We start from the raw sequence: 21,659 nt of genomic DNA, 5'->3' as shown, positions 1-21,659 counted from the left end.
CATTTATGTGTCGCCGATATGCTTCGGTGATCGCTAGGCTCAATATAAGACCGACGTTGCGAAAAAACAAAAACAGCATGCACTTCCAACAAAAAAGCACTCAAAAAAACAACACATGCATCACAAACCCTTGTTTTACATGAACACCAGACTGAAGCGCCACCAGCCATGAGATGCAATTACGCAACACAAGCAGCAACTTAGTGCAAAAAAGCAACAAACCACAAAGCATAAAATGGACCATCCACTGTCAGACAATCAAACCATGACGAGCTTACCCATGAGCAAGGTTTCGCTTTACTGGCTCAGGCGCGACTTGCGCCTGGAGGACAACCACGCTTTGCAGCAAGCGCTGGCCTCGGGCCGCCCGGTGCAGTGCGTCTTTGTTTTCGACAGCAATATTCTCGACACGCTCTCCCCCGCCGACAGACGCATCGGCTTCATCTGGCAATCCTTGCAGGAAGTTCAGACGTCCCTGCGCGCAGCGGGCGGGGAGCTATGGTGTGCGACAGGGCCAGCGCAAGACATCATCCCGAGGCTGGCGGCGCAGCTAGGCGCCGAGGCCGTTTACGTGAACGAGGATTACGAGCCCTATGCGCGCCAGCGAGATCAGATAGTTGCCCAGGCCCTGGCAACAATGGGCAAGAGCTTGCTCTCATACAAGGATCAGGTCATTTTCGCCAGGGACGAGCTGCTCACCTCCAGCGGCAAACCCTTCACCGTGTTTACCCCCTACTGCAATGCCTGGCTCAAAAGACTGAGCCCACAGCACAGCCAATCGCTGACCATGCCTTCGCTGGCGGGCCGCTTGCGCCCGCCAGCGGGCACGCCGGCTATGCCCGACCTGGCGGAATTGGGCTTCACCCAGGCAGAACCCTGCTTGCTGACGCCCGGGGCCTCCGGCGCCCAAGAGCGGTTCGCCGATTTCTGTCAGCAACGCATCCAACGCTACCATCAACAAAGGGACTACCCCGGCGTAAAGGGCGTGTCCTATCTGTCCACCCATTTGCGCTTCGGCACCATCTCGATTCGCCAGCTGGTGCAATTCGCCAGTTTCGACGGCGGAGAGGGCGCGATGTGCTGGTTGAAGGAGTTGATCTGGCGAGAGTTTTATCAGCAGCTGCTATGGCACTTCCCCGATATCGCCGCTCACAGCTTCAAGCCGCAATACCGAGACCTTCCCTTTCCCAACCGCCGGGACTGGCTGGAAAGCTGGCAAAAAGGACTAAGTGGTTATCCGTTGATTGATGCGGCCATGCGACAACTGAACCAAACCGGCTATATGCACAACCGGCTGCGCATGATCGCCGCCAGTTTTCTGGTCAAGGATTTGCTGATTGACTGGCGTCTGGGCGAACGCTATTTCGCGGAGAAGCTGCTGGACTTCGATCTGGCCTCGAACAACGGCGGCTGGCAATGGGCGGCCTCCACCGGCTGCGACGCGCAACCCTATTTCCGCATCTTCAACCCGGTGACGCAATCGCAGAAATTCGATCCGGACGGCCGCTTCATCCGTCGCTACGTGCCGGAGTTGGCCGCGCTCAGCGATCAGGCGATCCACGCCCCCTGGCAGGCCAAGGCGCTGCCGGAAGGCTTCGTGCTGGGCCGGGACTATCCACGCCCCATCGTCGACCACGCCGAGCAAAGGCAATTGGCGCTGGCTCTGTTCGGCAAGCAATGAAAAACGCCCGCATCTGCGGGCGTTGTTTCCAGCAAACCATTGACGGGTAAACGTCAGGGCTTTCTCTTGGCCGCCGGTTTGGAGGCTTCTTTCTTGACGCCGGCCACCGGTTTGGCCGCAGCGGCGGCGGGCTTGGCGGCGGCGGCGGGTTTGGCCGCGGCTTTCGGCGCGGCGCTGGAAGCGCCGCTGACCGCGATCTCGCTGCGCAGTTTTTCCAAGGTCTTGTCGCCAATCCCGCTGACGTTTTTCAGATCGTCAACGCTCTTGAACGGTCCGTTCTTGGCGCGGTAATCCACAATGGCCTTGGCCTTGACCGGGCCGATTCCGTTCAGCGCCTCCAGCTCCTGCTGGTTGGCGGTATTAATGTTGACGGCGGCGAAAGCGGTGCCGCAAATCAGCATCAGGGCGGCAAACAGGGCTAACAATTTTTTCATCATTGATCTCCTTGTGAGACAGGACTGGCAACCTCAACCGCGTTGCAGGATCAATTCTATGACGACCTTGCTGCCAATGTAAGCTAGCGCCAAGGACAGGAAGCCGGCCAAAGTCCAGCGAATCGCCACCCGGCCGCGCCAGCCTTGCAACTTGCGGCCGATCAACAGGCCGCCGAACAATAGCCAGGACAACACGGCGAAGATGGTCTTGTGCGTCAGCGCCGCGGCATGTCCCAACACTTCTTCGGAAAACACCACGCCGGTCAACAAGGAAACCGTCAGCAGCAAGAAGCCGACGCCTATCACCTGAAACATCATTTTTTCCAGGGACAGCAAGGGCGGCAATTGCTTGACCAGCGGAGAGGCCCGTTTATCGTGCAGGGCTTTCTCCAAAAACAGCATCAGAATGGCGATCAGCGCGCCGATGGCGAACAGGCTGTAAGCAAACAGGGAGACCAGGATATGCAGCACAAAAGCCGGATTGCTCAGGTCTTGCACCACGTGCTGGCCGGGGAACAGCAGGGCGAAGCCCAACGCGGCCATCGCCAGCGGCATCATGAACAGCTGCAGGCCTTCCACGCGATAGAAGAAGCTGCAAGTCCAATAAATCAGCAGCATGATCCACACCATCACCGACAGCGCGCGGCCAACCCCCAGGGACAGCAAAGCGCCCTGAGTCAGCGGCAACAACACCGCAATCGCCTGCAGCAGCAGCAGCACGCCCAATAGGCTGTGTTCCAGCCGCGGCTTGCGCGGCCAGCACGCCAGGCCGCGCCAGTTGGCGAAGTAGTGCCAGCTGAAAACCCCGTAAGAGAGGATCAGCGCAATAGAAAGTACGAGCAGGAAACGAGTCATGTCGGGTGTTTTATCAAAACCGGGCGCAGCCCCGGCGGCTCGTGGTAAAATCGATAGTTTGAGAGTCTACACCAACCGGCAAGCCGTTGGCAGAAGTAAGGACGCACCATGCTAGACAACCTGACCAGCCGCCTGTCCGGCGTGATGAAAAATCTGCGCGGCAATGCGCGCTTGACCGAGGCCAATATCCAGGACGCGATGCGCGAAGTGCGCATGGCCCTGCTGGAGGCCGACGTCGCCCTGCCCGTGGTCAAAACCTTTATCGCCCAGGTCAAGGAGCGCGCGCTCGGCCAGGACGTGGCCGGCAGCCTGACGCCGGGCCAAGCCCTGGTGGGCGTGGTCAATGAGGAATTGACCAAATTGATGGGCGAGAAGAACGACGCCCTCAATCTGGCCGCCGTGCCACCCGCCATCGTGCTGATGGCCGGCCTGCAGGGCGCCGGCAAAACCACCACGGTAGGCAAGCTCGCCAAGCTGTTGAAAGAGACCCAGAAGAAAAAAGTGCTGGTCGTCTCCGCCGACGTTTACCGCCCCGCCGCCATCGAGCAGTTGAAACTGCTGGCCCAGCAGGTCGGCGTCGAATGGTTCCCGTCCTCCGGCGACCAGAATCCGGTCGATATCGCCCGCGCCGCGGTGGATCACGCCAAGCGCCACTTCTTCGATGTGCTGATGGTGGATACCGCCGGCCGTCTGGCCATCGACGAGGCGATGATGGCCGAGATCAAGGCGCTGCACGCGACGCTGAATCCGGTGGAAACCTTGTTCGTCGTCGACGCGATGCAGGGCCAGGACGCGGTCAACACAGCCCAGGCTTTCAATGAAGCGCTGCCGCTGACCGGCGTCATCCTCACCAAGATGGACGGCGACTCGCGCGGCGGCGCCGCGCTGTCGGTCCGCCACATCACCGGCAAGCCGATCAAATTCATCGGCGTCGGCGAAAAAGTGTCCGGTCTGGAACCCTTCCACCCGGACCGGATCGCCAGCCGGATTTTGGGCATGGGCGATGTGCTGTCGCTGATCGAGGAAGTGCAAAAAGGCATCGATCAGGACGAAGCCGCCGCCATGGCCAAGAAGTTGAAGTCCGGCAAGGGCTTCGACCTCGAAGACTTCAAAGCCCAGATGCAGCAGATGAAGAAAATGGGCGGCATGAGCAATCTGCTGGAGAAAATGCCGGGGCAACTGGGCCAGATGGCCAAGGGCGTGCAGGGCGCGGAGGCGGAGAAAGCCATGCGCCGCATCGAAGGCATCATCAACTCGATGACGCCGCAAGAGCGTCATAAGCCGGAATTGCTCAAGGCCAGCCGCAAACGACGCATCGCCGCCGGCGCCGGCGTGACGGTGCAGGAGGTCAACAAGCTGCTGAACCAATTCGAACAGACTCAGAAAATGATGAAGCAGTTCTCCTCCAAGGGAGGCATGATGAAAATGCTTCGCGGCATGAAGGGCATGATGCCCGGCATGTAAGCTGAAACGGGTGCCTGGCACCCGTTTTTCTTGATGTAAAAGGATTTCGATGTCGCTCGATGTTGCCGTTCTGACCGATTCGCGCCTGCTGCCGCCTGACGACGGCGACTGGTACCGCCGCCAGGTTCATCATGAAGACGGCCTGGTGCTGGCGGCGCTGCAGCGCCAGGGCTTGCGCGTCCGCCGCCTGGCCTGGGACGATCCGGACATGGACTGGGCCGACTCTGCTTGCGCGCTGTTCCGCACCACCTGGGATTACTTCGAGCGCCTGCCCGCGTTTTCCGACTGGCTGGCGCGCGCGGCCGCTCAAACCCGCCTCTTCAACGAGATTGAGCTGATTCGCTGGAATCTGGACAAACACTACCTGTCCGAGCTGCAACAAAACGCTGTTCATACGGTGGACACGCGCTACATTGAGAAAGGCGCGCCGCAAACGTTGCGCCAGTTGCTGGAAGAGCGGAACTGGGACGACGCCATCTTGAAACCGGCCGTCTCCGGAGCTGCCCGGCACACTTATCGCGTCGCCCCGACAAACGCGGAATCGCTGGAATGCGTATACGCCGAGCTGATCCAGCAGGAGGCCATGCTGCTGCAGCCCATGCAACACAATGTGCTGAGCCAGGGAGAATTGTCTCTGATCGTCATCGACGGCCGCTTCAGCCACGCCATCCGCAAAACGCCGAAGTCCGGCGACTTCCGCGTGCAAGACGACCACGGCGGCCAGGTCCACCCGCATCATGCCGACGCGCAAGAGATCGCTTTCGCCGAAGCCGCCGTGCGGGCGGTCCCTTTCGACGTGCTGTACGCGCGCGTCGACATGATTCGCGACAACCATGACCGCCTGGCGGTCATGGAGCTGGAAATGATTGAACCGGAGCTGTTTTTCCGCTTCCGACCGCAAGCCGCGGAGGAGTTGGCCGCGGCGCTCGCGCGCCGTCTGCGCTGAGCAATGAGCGATTTTGTACCGCAACCCGCCAGAACACCGGCAACCCACGTTTGGAACTACCCAGCATGAACCTGACCACGCTGACCGCCCTAAGCCCCCTGGATGGCCGCTACGCCGGCCAAGTCGAGGCCTTGCGCAATCTGTTTTCCGAGTACGGCCTGATGAAGTTCCGCATCAAAGTGGAGCTGGAATGGCTGAAGATGCTGGCCGCCGAGCCGGGCATCGAGGAAGTGCCTTCCTTCTCGGAGGCCACCATCCGTGAAATCGACGACGTGATCGCCAACTTCAACGTGCAACACGGTGAAGAAGTCAAAGCCATCGAGGCGCGCACCAATCACGACGTGAAAGCCATCGAATACTGGCTGAAGGAACGCCTGTCCGGCAATCCGGAAGTGATGGCGGCCAGCGAGTTCATCCACTTCGCCTGCACCTCCGAAGACATCAACAATCTGTCGCACGCACTGATGCTGAAAACCGCGCGCAACACCGTGGTGCTGCCCGCGATCGACGAAGTCATCCACAAGCTGCAAAAACTGGCCCACGAACTGGCCGACACCGCGATGATGTGCCGCACCCATGGCCAGCCTGCGACCCCGTCCACGATGGGCAAGGAGTTGGCCAATACGGTCTACCGCCTGAAACGTCAGCGCGAACAGCTGGTTCATCAGGAAATCCTTGGCAAGATCAACGGCGCGGTGGGCAATTACAACGCCCATCTGGTCGCTTACCCCGACATCGACTGGGAAAGCTTCTGCGGCCGCTTCGTCACCGGTCTGGGCCTGACCTTCAATCCCTATACCATCCAGATCGAACCGCACGATTACATGGCCGAGCTGTATCAGGTCCTGGCGCGGGTCAACACCATCCTGATCGACCTGAACCGCGACATCTGGGGCTATATCTCGCTGGGCTATTTCAAGCAAAAAGTGAAGAAAGACGAAGTCGGCAGCTCCACCATGCCGCACAAGGTCAATCCGATCGACTTCGAAAACGCCGAAGGCAATCTGGGCATGGCCAACGCCATCCTGGGCCACTTGGCGGAAAAGCTGCCGGTATCGCGCTGGCAGCGCGACCTGACCGACTCCACCGTGCTGCGCAATATGGGCGTGGGCTTCGGCTACACCATTCTGGGCCTCAAAGCCTGCCTGAAAGGCCTGAACAAGCTGGAAATCAATCCTCAGGCAATCGCATCCGAGCTGGACAATAGCTGGGAGCTGCTGGCGGAGCCGGTGCAAACCGTAATGCGTCGCCATGGCGTACCCAACCCCTACGAGCAACTGAAAGAGCTGACGCGCGGCAAGGGCGGCATTACCCGTGAAACCCTGCATGCCTTCATCAAGAACCTGGAGTTGCCCGAAGCGGAGAAAGCCCGCCTGCTGGAATTGACCCCGGCCAGCTATATCGGCAAGGCCGCGGAACTGGCCAAGCGCATTTAATCTCGCCTGCGCGAGCAATAAAAAAACCGCCCTCACCCGGCGGTTTTTTTTATTCAACGACCATTTAAAAAACGGATAGCCGCGGAAAACGAAAAACCCAGCTTTCAAAAGAAAGCTGGGTTTTTGAATTTGGTTGCGGGGGCAGGATTTGAACCTACGACCTTCGGGTTATGAGCCCGACGAGCTACCAGACTGCTCCACCCCGCGTCAGAGAGGTTGCATATTATACAAGCCCGCTTTGACTGTCAAGATATTTCTACCTTGAGTCAGCTCAGGCGCTCCAATTCACCCAGCCCAGCTGCCATGTCGCCAAGATCACCAAGCCAAAGACGATTCGGTACCAGGCGAACGCATTGAAATTATGGCTGGACACATAGCGGATCAAACCACGCACGGCGAAGAAGGCGCTGATGAAGGCCGCGACAAAGCCAACGCCTATCACCGGCACATCGGCGGCGGTGAATTGGTGCCAATGCTTGTACACATCGTAGAAGGTGGCCGCGAACATGGTCGGCACCGCTAGGAAAAAGGAAAACTCGGTGGCGACCTTGCGATCCAGGCCAAACAGCATGCCGCCGATAATGGTGGAGCCCGAACGCGACGTGCCGGGCACCATGGCGAACACTTGGGCACACCCCACTTTCAAGGCGTCCTGCCAGCTCATTGCGTCCACGCTGCTCACCCGCGGCACGCGCTGTTTGCGCTCAACCAGCAGAATGATGACGCCGCCCACCACCAGGGCCAGCGCCACCGTCACCGGATTGAACAAATAGTGCTTGATCGCCTTGATCGCGAAAAAACCGATGACCGCCGCCGGCAGGAAAGCCACCAGCAAATTACTGATGAAGCGCAGCGACTGGACCTCCCGCCGCAAAGCCCCCTGCGCCACGCCCAGAAAGCGCTGCCTGTACTCCCAAACCACCGCCAGGATCGCGCCCAGCTGTATCACCACCTCGAACACGTCGGCATTGTTCTGAAAGTCGATCAGATCCCCGACCACGATCAAGTGCCCGGTGCTGGAAATCGGGAAAAACTCCGTCACCCCTTCGACAATGCCCAGCAATAAAGCCTTGGCCAACAGCATCACATCCATGTCCACCGATCCCCCATCAAGGATTAATACGCACAAAAGGCAGCCCCAGGGCTGCCTTCTTCACCAAGCGTCTTGCTCGATTCTTATTTTTTCTCGGCTCGGGCTTTGGCCACCAGCTCGTTGATCACCTGCACCATGCGCTCCGGCGCCACCGGCGTCACCACGTACTTGCCGTTGACGATCACCGTCGGGGTGCCCTGGATCGCGTAATCGCGGGTCATCTTGGCCGCCTTGGCCACCTGCGCGTTCACGCCGAAGGATTTGTACGCCTGCATCACCTTGGCGGCGTCAACGCCCTTCTGCTGCTTCAGCCAGTTGGCGAACACGCCCTCGTCCGACAGGTTGACGCGCGACTTCACCACGGCCTCGAAAGCCGGGCGATGCAGTTTGTCGTAAGTACCGGAGGTCTTGAAGGCGGAGAACATGCGCACAAAGCCTTCCATCGACTTCTGCCACACGATCTGTTCCTTGGAGAAGGCCACGTCGGCGGGCTTGCTCTTCTCCCAGGCGCTCATCGCCGGCTCAAGTTCCAGGCAGTGAATGCAATGGTAGGAGAAGAACTCGATCACCTCGACTTTTTTCGGATCCGCCACCGGCTGCGGCGTCGCCAGCATGGTGTAATCCTTGCCCAGCTCAATCGCCGCGTTTGCCAAGCCGCTGAACAGCATCAACGAAAGCAATAACCACTTTTTCATTATCGATTTCCTAAATAGAGGAAGAGTTTATTCCGCCTTGACGACCGTTGCGCCAATGCCGTCCTGCTTCAACTGAGCCTTCACCCGATCCACCTCGTCCTGGCGGTTGTACGGCCCCACCCTGACGCGATGCACCAGCCCCTTTTCCGGCACAGTCACCGACTGGATTTTGGCTTCCACGCCCAGCAAGGCCAGCTTGGCCTTGAGGTTGTCCGCCTCGTCCTGATTCTGGAAGGATCCCAGCTGCAAGTAGACCTTTTTGGCCGGCTGCTGCGCAGAAGGTTCCGTCGCTTTGCCGTTCTTGCCGGGCACCGCATCCACCTGTCCTGGCAGGATCTTATAGAAATCAAAGCGTTGCTCGTCCTTGCCGGCTTCCTTGGCCGCCGGCGCGGCCGGGGCCGGCTTGGCCGGGGTTTCCGTCGGCATCGGCGGCGGAGCGGAAGGCGGCTCCTGAGCCGGCTTGACCGCCGGCGCCGGAGCGGCGGCGGTTTCCGAGGCAGCGTCGGCAATGCGGGTGCCCGGCGCCAGCAGCTCCGTTGGCGGTGCGGAAGCGCCGGCCGCCTTGCGATCCAACTTCTCCAAGTTGCTGAACGGCGTAGAGGACTTATTCAGATACATGGCGAGGCCGACCGCGACGGCAATGCCGACGATCAGACCGATGACGATGCCCGCCACCATGCCGCCGCCTCCGCTTTTGGAGCTGGATGAGCGACCGCGGGAACCACGGGAGGAATTTTTTAAATCTCGATTTGCCATGCAGCACTTACGCTTTTAACTAATCAAATAGTTCAACAAACTATCTGGATTGATCAATTCTTTATTTATTGTTAGCCATTAGGCATTGCGGCGCGTCGTAATTGAATCGCCTGCAACACATGCTCCCGCATGACCATTGCCTGACCCTGTAAATCGGCAATGGTTCTGGAAACTCGAAGTATCCGATGATAACTGCGCGCAGACAAGCCGATCTTGTCCAAAACTTGCCGCAATAATGCCAGCGCCTCGGCGTGAAAATCGCCAATCGCCTCCAGTTCGGCCCCGCTCAAGCCGGCATTTGCCTTGCCCTGCCGGGCCAATTGCAGACGATACGCCGTCTCCACCCGTTCGCGCACCAAAGCGCTGGACTCGCCGGCGGCCCCGCCCACCAACTGCTCCGCCGGCAAGGACTGCACTTCAACGTGCAAATCGATGCGATCCAATAAGGGACCGGAGATTTTACCTCGATAGCGCCCCACTTGCTCGGGCGTGCAGCTGCATTTTCCGCTGAAATGCCCAAGATAACCACACGGACAGGGATTCATGGCCGCAATCAGCTGGAAGCGCGCGGGAAAACTGGCTTGGCGCGCGGCGCGCGAGATGTGGATCACCCCGGCCTCCAGAGGCTCGCGCAGCACTTCCAACACCTTGCGATCGAACTCGGGCAATTCGTCCAGAAACAAGACGCCGTGATGCGCCAGGCTGATTTCTCCCGGCCGCGGATCGCTGCCGCCGCCCACCAGCGCCACCGCGGACGCGGTATGGTGCGGTGAGCGGAACGGCCTTACGCCCCAATCGTCCAGCGCGAAGCCGTCGGTCCCCAAGGAGCGCACGGCGGCGCTTTCCAGCGCCTCTTCGTCCGGCATGCCGGGCAAGATGCCGGGCAGACGCGCGGCCAACATGGATTTGCCGGTGCCGGGCGGCCCCATCATCAAAAGACTATGCCGTCCGGCCGCGGCCACTTCCAACGCGTGGCGCGCCAGCGGCTGGCCTTTGATGTCTTGTAGATCGGGGTAGTCCGGGGCCGAACGAGGCAAACCGCCTTCTGGTCGATACGGTACCAGCTCGGAGAGGCCGTTGAGAAAGGCGCAGGCTTCCACCAGAGTGCTCACGCCGTACAAGGGCATGCCTTCCAACACCGCGGCCTCCTTGGCGCTGGCCATCGGCAAGATGAAGGCCCGCCCCGCTTCCCGCGTCCGGCACGCCATCGCCAAGGCGCCGCGGACCGGCCGCAAGGCCCCGGTCAAAGCCAGTTCTCCCGCGATCTCATACTCCGCCAGACGGGGGCAACGCACCTGTCCGCTGGCCGCCAGAATGCCGATGGCGATGGGCAGATCGAAACGGCCGGAGTCCTTGGGCAGATCGGCCGGAGCCAGGTTGACGGTGATGCGTCGGGCCGGAAACTCAAAACCCGAGGTTAGAATCGCCGCGCGCACACGCTCCCGGCTTTCCTTCACCTCAAGGTCAGGCAGGCCGACAATGGTGAATGCGGGCAAACCGTTGGCCAGATGCACTTCCACCGCGACCTCGGGCGCTTCCAATCCTGCCAGCGCCCGGCTTGCCACCACGGCCAGCGTCATATCGCTAGGAGTGGCCGAGTTCTGATTGCGCTTCTACCGCGGCCTGCGTTTCCTCCGGGAATACCTGCGCCTCCAGGCGCGCCAGCTTCAGCTCCAGCTGCGCCAGCTTCTCCCGGGTGCGCACCAGCACCTCCTGCTGCACGTCGAACTCCTCGCGCGTCACCAGATCCATCTTGCTGAAGGTGGAGGCCATCATCGCTTTGACGTTTTTCTCGATGTCCTTGGCCGGGCTGGCGGCGATGGTTTCGCTGATCTTGTTGCCGATTTCCTCAAACAGCTTTTGGCTCAACATGACGCGGCTCCTTATGAGTAAGTGATAACAGTGCAGAGTGTAGCAAAAAGCCAAGTCCGCCACCCGCCGGCGCGCACCCGGCCTAGAGCGATCCGGCCAGGCCCCTCCCCTGACGCCGCAGCGCTTGCGGCACCAAATCAGTGCGGCCCGCCACAACCCCATGCACCGGGAAAGTGCCAAAACGGCCAGTACAGGCCTTTTTTGCGTTGCAACATGATCTTAGGGTTTTCTTTTGCGCCAATCAGGCCTGGCACGATTCATGCGTATCGACGCTACAGCAGCGCTCATCTCAAGCCACCGGATCATCAGACCCTAAGGAGCAGTCATGAAACTCGTTTCCGCCATCATCAAGCCCTTCAAGCTGGATGAAGTCCGCGAAGCCTTGTCCGCCATCGGCGTGCAAGGGGTCACGGTTACCGAAGTCAAAGGCTTCGGCCGTCAAAAAGGACACACCGAACTCTATCGCGGCGCCGAATACGTGGTGGACTTCCTGCCCAAGGTCAAGCTGGAGATTGCCATAGACGACGCTTTGCTGGATCAGGTGGTGGAAGCCATCGAAAAGTCCGCCCGCACCGGCAAGATCGGCGACGGCAAGATCTTCGTCTACGACTTGGAACAAGTGGTGCGTATCCGCACCGGCGAAACCGGCGCCGACGCGGTCTGAACCGCGATAGAGACACAGGGGAAACGACAATGAAAAAACTGCTCGCAACCATTCAGCTCGCCGGCTTGAGCCTGGCGGCTCCGCTGGCCTTGGCCGCCGCGCCGGCGGGTCCGGCGATTGCCGACGCCAAGAGCATCAGCGCCGGCGACACCGCCTGGATGCTGATCTCCACCGCCCTGGTGCTGTTCATGACCATTCCCGGCCTGGCGCTGTTCTATGGCGGCATGGTGCGCAAAAAGAACGTGCTGGCGACGCTGATGCAAAGCTTCGCCATCACCGCGCTGATCACGGTGCTGTGGGCGGTCATCGGCTACAGCCTGGCCTTCACCGTCGGCAGCCCCTATCTGGGCGATTTGAGCCGCGTGATGCTGGACGGCATGGTTTACCTGAAAGAGGCCGGCAAACTGGCCGTGCACCCGCTGGCCGGCACCATTCCTGAATCAGTGTTCATGACCTTCCAGATGACCTTCGCCATCATCACTCCGGCGCTGATCACCGGGGCCTTCGCCGAGCGGATGAAGTTTTCCGCCATGCTGGTCTTCATGGCCCTGTGGTCCTTGCTGGTCTACGCGCCGGTGGCTCACTGGGTCTGGGCGCCGGGCGGCTGGATGGCGGACAAGGGCGTGCTGGACTTCGCCGGCGGCACCGTGGTGCACATCAACGCCGGTATCGCCGGCCTGGTGACCGCCTTGGTGCTGGGCAAGCGCGTCGGCTTCGGCAAGGAGGCGATGCCGCCGCATAACCTGGTGCTGACCCTGGTGGGCGCGTCCATGTTGTGGGTGGGCTGGTTCGGCTTCAACGCCGGCTCCGCCGCCGCGGCGGACGGCCGCGCCGGCATGGCGATGGTCACCACTCAGCTCGCCACCGCCGCCGCCGCGCTAGCCTGGATGTTCGCCGAATGGCTCACCAAGAAAAAGCCTTCGGTGCTGGGCATTGCCTCGGGCGCGGTCGCCGGCTTGGTCGCCATCACGCCCGCCGCCGGCTTCGTGGACGTCAAGGGCGCGCTGATCATCGGCCTGGCGGCCGGCGTGGTGTGCTTCTGGGGCGCCACCGGGCTCAAGCACATGCTGGGTTATGACGACTCCCTGGACGCCTTCGGCGTGCATGGCATCGGCGGCATCCTGGGCGCGCTGCTTACCGGCGTCTTCGCCGTCAAGGAAATCGGCGGCGCGGAAGGCAGCCTGGCCGCGCAAGCGCTCGGCGTCGGCGTCACCGCGGCTTATTGCGCCGTCGTCACCTTCATCTTGCTGAAGCTGATCGATATCGCGATCGGACTGCGCGTCGCGGAAGACGAAGAGCGCGAAGGGCTGGACGTGATCCTGCACGGGGAGCGCGTCGAATAAATCCGGATTTTCTTGTTGTGGTAAGGGACTTGGGGCGCCGCTGGCGCCCTTTTTTTTGGGAAAGCCGCCCATGAAAAAGCCGGCCCTGACGGACCGGCTTTCGCTTGCGGAGTTGAAACCGCTATTTAACGATGCGCAGGCTGGGGCGGCCCGTCGGCTTGGCCGGCGCATCCGGCTCGGACGGCGCTTCCGCCGGCTTGGCCTCCTCGTCGGCCGTCACCGGTTTCAGCGTCGGCGCGGGCGCTTCCGCCTCGCCCAGCTCCACCTCGAATCCCATGCCTTCGCCGGTTTCCCGGGCAAAAATCGACATCACATTGCCTATCGGCACCCAGATGTCGCGGGACACGCCGCCGAAGCGGGCGGAAAACGACAACCAGTCATTGTCGATACGCAGATTCTTGGTGGCCGACAGACCGATATTCAGCACGATCTCGTTGTTTTTCACGTACTCGCGCGGCACATCGGCACGCTCGTTGACCCATACCACCACATAGGGCGTGAAGCCGTTGTCGCCGCACCACTCGTGCAGCGCTCGGATCATGTAGGGCTTGGTGCTGGAGCTCATTGGCAATCCTTATTTGCGCATGGCCTTTTCGGACGGCGTCAGCGAGTCGATGAAGGACTGGCGCTGGAAAATACGCTCGGCGTACTTGAGGATAGGCGCGGAGTTTTTGCCCAGATCGATATTGTAATGCTCCAGACGCCACATCAAGGGCGCGATCGCCACGTCGATCATAGAGAAATCGTCGCCCAACATGAACTTCTGCTTGGCGAAAATCGGCGCGATCGTGGTCAGGCCGTCGCGAATGGCTTCGCGAGCCTTGTTCGCTTCCTTGCCGGTGGCGCCGGCTTCCAGCGCCTTCACATGGATGAAGAGCTCGTTTTCAAACCGGTAGAGGAACAGACGGGCGCGCGCGCGCATTACCGGGTCAGCCGGCATCAGCTGCGGATGCGGGAAACGCTCGTCGATGTACTCGTTGATGATATTGGATTCGTGCAGGATCAAATCGCGCTCGACCAATACCGGCACCTCATTGTAGGGGTTCATCACCGCCAGATCTTCCGGCTTGTTATGGATGTCCACATCAATGATTTCGAAATCCATTCCCTTTTCAAAAAGCACGATGCGGCAACGCTGGCTGAACGGGCAGGTAATTCCGGAGTAAAGAGTCATCATGGCAGGAGGAAATCCTTAACTAACAATGGGTTGATTCAGCTGGGCATTCTAGCACTTTCCGTCCACCAATTTCCAGCACCGCATCATAAGCCAATGATTAAAAAGAAAAAAGGCGGATTTCTCCGCCTTGATCAAATCAAGCAACCGGGCTTAATGCACGTCGCGCCAGTACTCTTTCTTCAGGAAATACGCCAGCGGCAACAGCAACAGCGACAGGAACATCAACACGACATAACCGATCTGCTGACGCTTCACCTGAGCAGGTTCGCCCACATAGACCAGGAAGTTGGTCAGGTCCGCCATCCGCTTGTCGAACTCCACGGTATTGGCTTTGCCGTTCTCCAGCTTGGTCAGGGTGCCGGCCTTGATCAGTTCCAGCTTGTGCTCTTCGTGGCCTTCCGCGTTCTTCTCGGTCTTCAGCACCTGCTCGCCTTGCCATTCCCAGAAGATGTGCGGCATGCCCACCTTGTCGAACACCGCGTTGTTCCAGCCAGTCGGCCGGCTCGGGTCCCGGTAGAAACCACGCAGATAACCATACAGGTAATCTGCGCCGCGGGAGCGCGCGATCAGCGACAAGTCCGGCGGCGTGGCGCCGAACCAGGCTTGAGCGTCCTTCTTGTTCATCGCGATATTCATCGGGTCGCCGATTTTGGCGCCCACCGGCAACAGATTCGCCTTGATCTGCTCTTCGGTCAGGCCGATATCGGTCAGGCGGTTGTAACGCATCGCGCTGGCCGAATGGCAGGACAAGCAGTAGTTGGTGAAGATCTGCGCGCCGCGTTGCAGGCTTTCCGTATCTTGAATATTGATCGGCGCCTTGGGCAGCTTGGGGCCTTCGCCGGAAGCCAGGGCCGTAGCGCTGAACGGCAGCGCCAGCGCCATGGCCGCGATCAGGTGGCGGATTTTGCTTTTCATGAGTCCTCTCCCCTTTTTACACGTTCATGGCGAATACGGCGGCGGCCACCACGGTCACCACCACCAGCACCGCAAACCGGATCTGACGCTTGGCGTTGGTATCCGTCACCCGCGTCGGCACCGGGATGCTGCCTACATCGTTCTTGGTATAGAACGGCATGCCCAGGAAGAAGACGAAGTAGACGAACGAGAGCACCTGCGCGATCACGGTGCGGGCATTGGTGGACGGCAAAGCGCCCAGAATGCCAAGACCAATGAAGGACACGATGAACAGGACCAGCATGAACTTGAACTTGGGGCCACGGTAGCGGATGGATTTCACCGGCGAGCGATCCAGCCACGGCAGGAAGGCGATCAGCACCACCGCCGCGCCCATCGCGATCACGCCCCACACCTGGGTGCCCAGGAAGGACGGGATGGCGCGCAAGATGGCGTAGAACGGCGTGAAGTACCATACCGGCGCGATATGCGGCGGGGTCTTCAGCGGGTCGGCCTGGTCGAAGTTGGGCTTCTCCAGGAAGTAACCGCCCATTTCCGGCATGAAGAAGACAATGGCCGAGAACACGATCAGGAACACCACCACGCCCAGCACATCCTTGACGGTGTAATACGGGTGGAAGGGAATGCCATCCAGGGGGATACCCTTGTCGTCCTTCAGCTTCTTGATCTCAACGCCGTCCGGGTTGTTGGAGCCCACTTCGTGCAAGGCGATCAGGTGAGCCACCACCAGCGCCAGCAGCACCAGCGGCACCGCGATCACGTGCAGCGCGAAGAAGCGGTTCAGCGTGGCGTCGGACACCACGTAGTCGCCGCGGATCCACACCGACAGGTCCGGACCGATCACCGGGATGGAGCCGAACAGGTTGACGATCACCTGCGCGCCCCAGAACGACATCTGGCCCCAAGGCAGCAGATAACCCATGAAGGCTTCCGCCATCAGGCACAGGAAGATCAGCGTGCCGAACACCCACACCAGTTCGCGCGGTTGCTTGTAGGAACCGTAGATCAGGCCGCGGAACATGTGCAGATAGACCACCACGAAGAACATCGAGGCGCCGGTGGAGTGCATGTAGCGGATGATCCAGCCGCCGGCCACATCGCGCATGATGTATTCGACCGAGGCGAAGGCGACCGGAATGCCGGCGCCATTCAAGGTGCCGTCCGGCTTGTAGTTCATGGTCAGGAAGATGCCGGTAACAATCTGGATCACCAGCACCAGCATGGCCAGCGAACCGAAGAAGTACCAGAAGTTGAAGTTCTTCGGCGCGTAATACTCGGTGACGTGCTCTTTGAGCATCGACGATAACGGAAAACGTTCGTCCACCCAGTTGAGCAGCTTTTGTCCTTTAGTCATGTAGCCCCCTCAGCTTATTTGTCTTCGCCAATCAGCAGGCGGGTATCGGACAGATATTTGTGCGGCGGAATTTCCAGGTTCTTCGGAGCCGGCACGCCTTTGTAGACGCGCGCGGCCAAGTCGAACTTGGAACCATGACAGGGGCAATAGAAGCCTCCCACCCAGTCCGGGCCCAGATCGGCGGGCGCGATGTCCGGACGGTGGGTCGGCGAACAGCCCAAATGCGTGCAGATGCCGACGGCGATCAGCAGCTCAGGCTTGATCGAACGGTGCTCGTTCTGGCAATACGTCGGCTGCTGATCCATTTCGGACTTGGGATCCACCAGCTTCTCATCCAGCTTCGGCAGGTTTTTCAATTGCTCCGGCGTGCGGTTCAGCACCCATACCGGCTTGCCGCGCCACTCGACGTTGATCTTCTGGCCCGGCTCGATCTTGCCGATATCCACCTCGACGGGAGCGCCGGCGGCCTTCGCCCTCTCGGACGGGAAGAAACTCATCAGAAACGGCGTCGCCACTCCGGCCGCCGCCACACCACCAACAGCGCTGGTTGCAACCGTCAGAAAGCGACGGCGCCCCGCATCGACTTGTTGTTCACTCATTACAGTCATCCTCAAACGTGGAAACCGAGCCCAAAACTGCCTGATTTTACCCGATTCCGAGTAGGGACTTGAAGCTTCTATGCAAATAAATTGGCCGAAGCCCTGCCTAGCCGCCTAAACCGGGTTGGAAATGTCTACAAATTCAACACTTATGCCATGAAGCTGAGCCAGGCGCTCGCCCAAAGCCTTGATGCCAAAACGCTCCGTGGCGTGATGCCCCGCAGCGATGAAAGCCACATCACACTCCATTGCCATATGATGATTTTGCTCGGACGCTTCGCCGGTGATGAAGGCGTCCACGCCCAGATTGATGGCTTCGGCGAAAAAACTCTGCGCGCCGCCGGTGCACCAGGCTATGCGCGAAATCGGTTTGTCCGCCCTGCCCAACAACAAAGCCTCGCGCCCCAGACGAGCGGAAACGTGTTCACGGAAATCACTCGCACTGCCGCCTCGCCGCCACGCCCCATGCCACAGCAAACCCTGTTCACCGCCCTGCCCCTGGGCCTCCAAATCCAGCACCTTGCCCAACATCGCGTTATTGCCCAGCTCCAGATGCGCGTCCAAAGGCAGGTGGTAAGCCAGCAAGTTAAGATCATGCTCCAGCAGCGTCTTGACCCGCTGGCGCTTCATTCCGCAAATCCGGGCGTCTTCGCCCTTCCAGAAATAACCGTGGTGCACCAGCACGGCGTCCGCTCCGCGCGACGCCGCGGCATCGATCAAGGCTTGCGAAGCGGTGACGCCGGTCACCAGCTTGCGCACCGCCTGCCGTCCTTCCACCTGCAAGCCGTTAGGCGCATAGTCTTTGAAGCGCCAAGGCTCCAAAATCGTGTCCAGACTGCTCAGCAAGGCCTTCAATTCCATCACGCACTCCTTAACTTAATATATGCCCCGGCCTTATTTTGCCAGAAGCCAACGCATTTTAAGCCCGCAAAAGAAAAACCCCGCCGTAGCGGGGTTTTTCAAAGCCTAAGGAGGCGTTGGCTTACATCATGCCGCCCATGCCGCCCATGCCGCCCATATCCGGCATGCCGGCCGCCGGCTTGTCTTCCGGCAGTTCAGCGATCATGCAGTCGGTGGTCAGCATCAGGCCAGCAACCGAAGCCGCGTGCTGCAGAGCGGAGCGGGTTACCTTGGCCGGATCCAGCACGCCCATTTCCAGCATATCGCCGTACTCGCCGCTAGCCGCGTTGTAACCGAAGTTGCCCTTGCCTTCCAGCACCTTGTTCACCACGACCGACGGCTCTTCGCCGGCGTTCTTGACGATCTGGCGCAGCGGCGCTTCGATGGCCTTCAACACGATCTTAACACCGGCGTCTTGATCGGCATTGTCGGTTTTCAGGCTGTCCAGAGTGGAGCGGGCGCGCAGCAGAGCAACGCCGCCGCCAGCCACAACGCCTTCTTCCACAGCGGCGCGAGTAGCGTGCAAGGCGTCTTCAACGCGAGCCTTTTTCTCTTTCATTTCCACTTCGGTGGCAGCGCCAACCTTGATCACCGCAACGCCGCCGGCCAGCTTGGCCACGCGCTCTTGCAGTTTCTCGCGATCGTAATCGGAAGTGGCTTCTTCCATCTGCTTGCGGATCTCGCCCACGCGCGACTGGATCTCGGCCGCTTGGCCGGCGCCGTCGATGATGGTGGTGTTTTCCTTGCCCACTTCAACGCGCTTGGCTTGGCCCAGCATTTCCAACGAAGCTTTTTCCAGGGTCAGGCCCACTTCTTCGGCAATCACGGTGCCGCCGGTCAGGAAGGCGATATCCTGCAACATGGCTTTGCGACGATCGCCAAAGCCCGGGGCTTTAACGGCCACCACTTTCAGGATGCCGCGGATGGTGTTGACCACCAGAGTGGCCAGCGCTTCGCCTTCCACGTCTTCTGCGATGATCAGCAGCGGGCGGCCGGACTTGGCCACTTGCTCCAGAACCGGGAGCAGGTCGCGGATATTGGAGATTTTCTTGTCGAACAGCAGGATGAAGGGATTGTCCAGAGCGGCAATCTGCTTGTCCTGGTTGTTGATGAAGTACGGGGACAGGTAGCCGCGGTCGAACTGCATGCCTTCCACCACGTCCAGTTCGTTGTTCAGGCTCTTGCCGTCTTCAACGGTGATCACGCCTTCCTTGCCCACTTTTTCCATGGCATTGGCGATGATGTCGCCGATGTCGGAATCGGAGTTGGCGGAGATGGAGCCAACCTGAGCGATTTCCTTGGTGGTGGCGCACGGCTTGGCGATCTTGGCGATCTCACCCACCAGCGAGGCAACGGCCTTGTCGATGCCGCGCTTCAGGTCCATCGGGTTCATCCCGGCGGCAACGTACTTCATGCCTTCCAACACGATGGCTTGAGCCAGCACGGTGGCGGTGGTGGTGCCGTCGCCAGCCACGTCGGAAGTCTTGGAAGCGACTTCTTTCACCATCTGCGCGCCCATGTTCTCGAACTTGTCCTTCAGTTCGATTTCCTTGGCGACGGATACGCCGTCCTTGGTGATGGTCGGCGCGCCGAAGGAGCGGTCCAGCACCACGTTGCGGCCTTTCGGGCCCAGGGTCACTTTAACGGCATCAGCCAGAATGTTGACGCCGGTTACCATCTTGGCGCGAGCGGAATCACCAAACTTTACGTCTTTAGCAGCCATTCTTTAAATCTCCAGAATTCTGAGTTGGGGAAGTTCAGATGTGGGTCGGATTACTCAACGATGCCCATTACATCTTCCTCGCGCATCACGAGGACTTCATCGCCGTCAACCTTGACGGTCTGACCGGAGTACTTGCCGAAGATGACTTTGTCGCCAACCTTCAGCTCCAGCGCACGACGCTCGCCGTTTTCCAAGATCTTGCCGTTGCCTACGGCCAGCACCTGGCCCATGTCCGGCTTCTCTGCGGCTGCGCCCGGCAGAACGATGCCGGAAGCGGTTTTTTCTTCAGCCTCGAGGCGCTTGATAACAACACGGTCGTGCAAAGGACGAATTGCCATGGATCTCTCCTGTTACAGTGGCTGTTGAGAGTTGAAACCTGTTTGAGTTGAGGCGAGCGTTAGCACTCACCTGCTGCGAGTGCTAATGATAGGGACGAGCGGGAGGGTTTTCAAGAGCCTGCCGTAGCAATTTTCGGCAGGCCCAAGATAGCGTCAGAGACGAGTCGACTTACGCAGCAACATCCAGCGAGGAGTGCGGAAACGGACAATCATACGATACAGATAGATGTAACTAGCGATGAAGACCAACACAAAGCCAATCAGTACAGGGGTGTTGCTCCAGAAAAGCATTGCAGGCACCACTGAGAACGACGATAGCGCCCACAGATATGGGGAGGTCAAACTATTGCGCTGGGTCAGATGAACCGCATCCCGAGAACCTACCATCCACCGCACCAGCCGTTTATATATCAGCATATGCAAATGCAGCCCATCCGGCATTCCTGGCGACATCCCGCGCAAGAACTTCTTCCTGTATATGGAGTACAAGGTTTCAAACACAGGATAGATAACACACAACAAGGGAAACCAAGGAGACACCTGTTGATGCCTTGCCACCAACAAGACCGCCACCTCCGCAATCATGAACCCCACCAAATAGGCCCCACCATCTCCGGCAAAGATCAGCCCACGGGGAAAGTTCCAAAACAGAAATCCCGCAATTGCGCCAACCATCGCAAAACAAATCCCCATCAACATTGCATCCTGCACCTTGAAAGACACATAGGCTATGGCCAAGAAAATAAAAATAGACACCATACCGGAGAGACCATTGTAGCCATCAATAATGTTAACAGCATGCGCAACACCACCAACAGCAACAACAGTAAGCAACAACGAAAGCACCCAGAAGTGCACCAAAAGACTATCCAGCCAAGGGATGTCCAGCCTCTGGAGCCCTGCCCTTAACAAAAAATACCCTAGCCCCGCCGAAACGAACGTGGCCAGTAAACGAGGCATTGGCCCCACTCGCTTAGTGATATCCTCAAGGAGACCAGCCACAAATGCAGGCAAGGCGACCAGCAGCACTAGTAACACCTGTACATCACCTAGAAGCCAAGCCAACAAACAGCTTCCGGCAGTCAAGCCTAGCGCTATCGGTACCCCACCAATGCGTGGAACTGGCCTAGCATGAAATTTCTGCACTCCCCCCAAATCATGATCAGCCGAGAAACTCTCATGCAGGTGGGCGAAATGGATCAAGCACATCCCTACTACTAGCGACAAAAACGTAGCCAACAATAAGATTTGCAGCATTACACGCCTCTTTAAAACGTGGAGATGACACCACTTAGCATCACCCCAACAGTACCAAAATTGAGCTTATCATTGTAAGCGGCTCACCATTCTCAAGCTACCGTTTTCATGCAACAATGATCGACTAGACGTTTCGCATCCCTCCACCTTGCAAAGC

22 protein-coding genes and 1 tRNA gene are annotated in these 21,659 nt (G+C 59.5%); 6 read left to right on the top strand and 17 right to left on the bottom strand.

Translation table 11 applies throughout. The annotated features are described in order from the left end of the window. Window positions 1-280 precede the first annotated feature (280 nt). Entirely contained in the window at window positions 281-1,681 is a 1,401-nt protein-coding gene (locus tag NK214_RS02730) for a deoxyribodipyrimidine photo-lyase (RefSeq protein ID WP_253313717.1), read from the top strand. Between the two features lie 53 nt (window positions 1,682-1,734). On the opposite strand, the gene NK214_RS02725 is transcribed toward NK214_RS02730, so the two are convergent. Further along, window positions 1,735-2,115 (bottom strand): ComEA family DNA-binding protein, encoded by a 381-nt coding sequence (locus NK214_RS02725; protein ID WP_371926182.1) that lies wholly within the window; start codon window positions 2,113-2,115, stop codon window positions 1,735-1,737. A gap of 33 nt (window positions 2,116-2,148) precedes the next feature. Next, a complete protein-coding gene (locus NK214_RS02720) occupies window positions 2,149-2,970 on the bottom strand; it encodes an inner membrane protein YpjD (RefSeq protein WP_107800587.1) in 822 nt (273 codons plus the stop codon). A 108-nt stretch (window positions 2,971-3,078) separates the two neighbouring features. Between NK214_RS02720 and ffh the strand changes: the two genes are divergently transcribed. From ffh to purB, 3 genes are all read left to right on the top strand, one after another. Then, complete coding sequence (ffh, locus tag NK214_RS02715) at window positions 3,079-4,434, top strand: signal recognition particle protein (protein WP_227104941.1); 1,356 nt, start codon at window positions 3,079-3,081, stop codon at window positions 4,432-4,434. Between the two features lie 49 nt (window positions 4,435-4,483). Further along, the gene (locus NK214_RS02710) at window positions 4,484-5,380 is read left to right on the top strand and encodes a RimK family alpha-L-glutamate ligase (RefSeq protein WP_253313716.1); all 897 of its coding nucleotides are present in this window, start codon (window positions 4,484-4,486) and stop codon (window positions 5,378-5,380) included. Between the two features lie 65 nt (window positions 5,381-5,445). After that, entirely contained in the window at window positions 5,446-6,816 is a 1,371-nt protein-coding gene (gene purB, locus NK214_RS02705) for an adenylosuccinate lyase (protein ID WP_107800590.1), read from the top strand. A gap of 130 nt (window positions 6,817-6,946) precedes the next feature. Here purB and NK214_RS02700 read toward each other — a convergent pair. The 6 genes from NK214_RS02700 to NK214_RS02675 form a co-directional block, all read right to left on the bottom strand. Further along, window positions 6,947-7,023 (bottom strand) — tRNA-Met (locus NK214_RS02700). 64 nt (window positions 7,024-7,087) lie between these two features. Further along, window positions 7,088-7,909 carry an undecaprenyl-diphosphate phosphatase gene (locus tag NK214_RS02695; RefSeq protein ID WP_253313715.1) on the bottom strand — a complete coding sequence of 274 codons (822 nt, stop codon included), beginning with the start codon at window positions 7,907-7,909 and terminating at the stop codon, window positions 7,088-7,090. 83 nt (window positions 7,910-7,992) lie between these two features. After that, on the bottom strand, window positions 7,993-8,604 hold the full coding sequence (locus tag NK214_RS02690) for a thiol:disulfide interchange protein DsbA/DsbL (protein ID WP_107800592.1): 612 nt from the start codon (window positions 8,602-8,604) through the stop codon (window positions 7,993-7,995). Window positions 8,605-8,631: 27 nt separating this feature from the next. Continuing rightward, complete coding sequence (locus NK214_RS25070) at window positions 8,632-9,282, bottom strand: SPOR domain-containing protein (protein WP_227104945.1); 651 nt, start codon at window positions 9,280-9,282, stop codon at window positions 8,632-8,634. 149 nt (window positions 9,283-9,431) lie between these two features. Continuing rightward, window positions 9,432-10,940: a YifB family Mg chelatase-like AAA ATPase gene (locus NK214_RS02680; protein WP_107800594.1), complete on the bottom strand. Its 1,509-nt coding sequence runs from the start codon at window positions 10,938-10,940 to the stop codon at window positions 9,432-9,434. Window positions 10,941-10,944: 4 nt separating this feature from the next. Further along, window positions 10,945-11,232, bottom strand: coding sequence for an accessory factor UbiK family protein (locus tag NK214_RS02675; RefSeq protein ID WP_107800595.1), 288 nt, complete (start codon window positions 11,230-11,232; stop codon window positions 10,945-10,947). Window positions 11,233-11,557: 325 nt separating this feature from the next. Between NK214_RS02675 and glnK the strand changes: the two genes are divergently transcribed. Both glnK and NK214_RS02665 read left to right on the top strand, forming a co-directional pair. Then, window positions 11,558-11,896, top strand: a complete 339-nt coding sequence (glnK, locus tag NK214_RS02670; RefSeq protein WP_043591378.1) for a P-II family nitrogen regulator — start codon at window positions 11,558-11,560, stop codon at window positions 11,894-11,896. A 29-nt stretch (window positions 11,897-11,925) separates the two neighbouring features. After that, complete coding sequence (locus tag NK214_RS02665) at window positions 11,926-13,239, top strand: ammonium transporter (RefSeq protein WP_304502830.1); 1,314 nt, start codon at window positions 11,926-11,928, stop codon at window positions 13,237-13,239. Window positions 13,240-13,360: 121 nt separating this feature from the next. Here the strand turns inward: NK214_RS02665 and NK214_RS02660 are convergent, their stop codons facing one another. The 9 genes from NK214_RS02660 to NK214_RS02620 form a co-directional block, all read right to left on the bottom strand. Beyond that, window positions 13,361-13,804 (bottom strand): ClpXP protease specificity-enhancing factor, encoded by a 444-nt coding sequence (locus NK214_RS02660; RefSeq protein WP_253313714.1) that lies wholly within the window; start codon window positions 13,802-13,804, stop codon window positions 13,361-13,363. A gap of 9 nt (window positions 13,805-13,813) precedes the next feature. Continuing rightward, window positions 13,814-14,416, bottom strand: coding sequence for a glutathione S-transferase N-terminal domain-containing protein (locus tag NK214_RS02655; RefSeq protein ID WP_039756141.1), 603 nt, complete (start codon window positions 14,414-14,416; stop codon window positions 13,814-13,816). A gap of 150 nt (window positions 14,417-14,566) precedes the next feature. Further along, entirely contained in the window at window positions 14,567-15,331 is a 765-nt protein-coding gene (locus NK214_RS02650) for a cytochrome c1 (protein ID WP_107800598.1), read from the bottom strand. Window positions 15,332-15,347: 16 nt separating this feature from the next. Beyond that, a complete protein-coding gene (locus NK214_RS02645) occupies window positions 15,348-16,685 on the bottom strand; it encodes a cytochrome bc complex cytochrome b subunit (RefSeq protein ID WP_107800599.1) in 1,338 nt (445 codons plus the stop codon). A gap of 14 nt (window positions 16,686-16,699) precedes the next feature. Then, window positions 16,700-17,284: a ubiquinol-cytochrome c reductase iron-sulfur subunit gene (gene petA, locus NK214_RS02640; RefSeq protein WP_107800600.1), complete on the bottom strand. Its 585-nt coding sequence runs from the start codon at window positions 17,282-17,284 to the stop codon at window positions 16,700-16,702. A 114-nt stretch (window positions 17,285-17,398) separates the two neighbouring features. Beyond that, on the bottom strand, window positions 17,399-18,145 hold the full coding sequence (locus NK214_RS02635; protein ID WP_253313713.1) for a Nif3-like dinuclear metal center hexameric protein: 747 nt from the start codon (window positions 18,143-18,145) through the stop codon (window positions 17,399-17,401). Window positions 18,146-18,266: 121 nt separating this feature from the next. Continuing rightward, on the bottom strand, window positions 18,267-19,907 hold the full coding sequence (gene groL / locus NK214_RS02630) for a chaperonin GroEL (RefSeq protein WP_048414165.1): 1,641 nt from the start codon (window positions 19,905-19,907) through the stop codon (window positions 18,267-18,269). Between the two features lie 50 nt (window positions 19,908-19,957). Further along, on the bottom strand, window positions 19,958-20,245 hold the full coding sequence (gene groES, locus NK214_RS02625) for a co-chaperone GroES (RefSeq protein ID WP_048409518.1): 288 nt from the start codon (window positions 20,243-20,245) through the stop codon (window positions 19,958-19,960). Between the two features lie 153 nt (window positions 20,246-20,398). Further along, complete coding sequence (locus NK214_RS02620; protein ID WP_253313712.1) at window positions 20,399-21,502, bottom strand: glycosyltransferase; 1,104 nt, start codon at window positions 21,500-21,502, stop codon at window positions 20,399-20,401. Between the last annotated feature and the right edge of the window lie 157 nt (window positions 21,503-21,659).

This window comes from Chromobacterium sp. S0633 (genome assembly GCF_024158805.1).
Taxonomy (GTDB): domain Bacteria; phylum Pseudomonadota; class Gammaproteobacteria; order Burkholderiales; family Chromobacteriaceae; genus Chromobacterium.
This window is presented reverse-complemented; position numbering and strand designations above follow the sequence as displayed.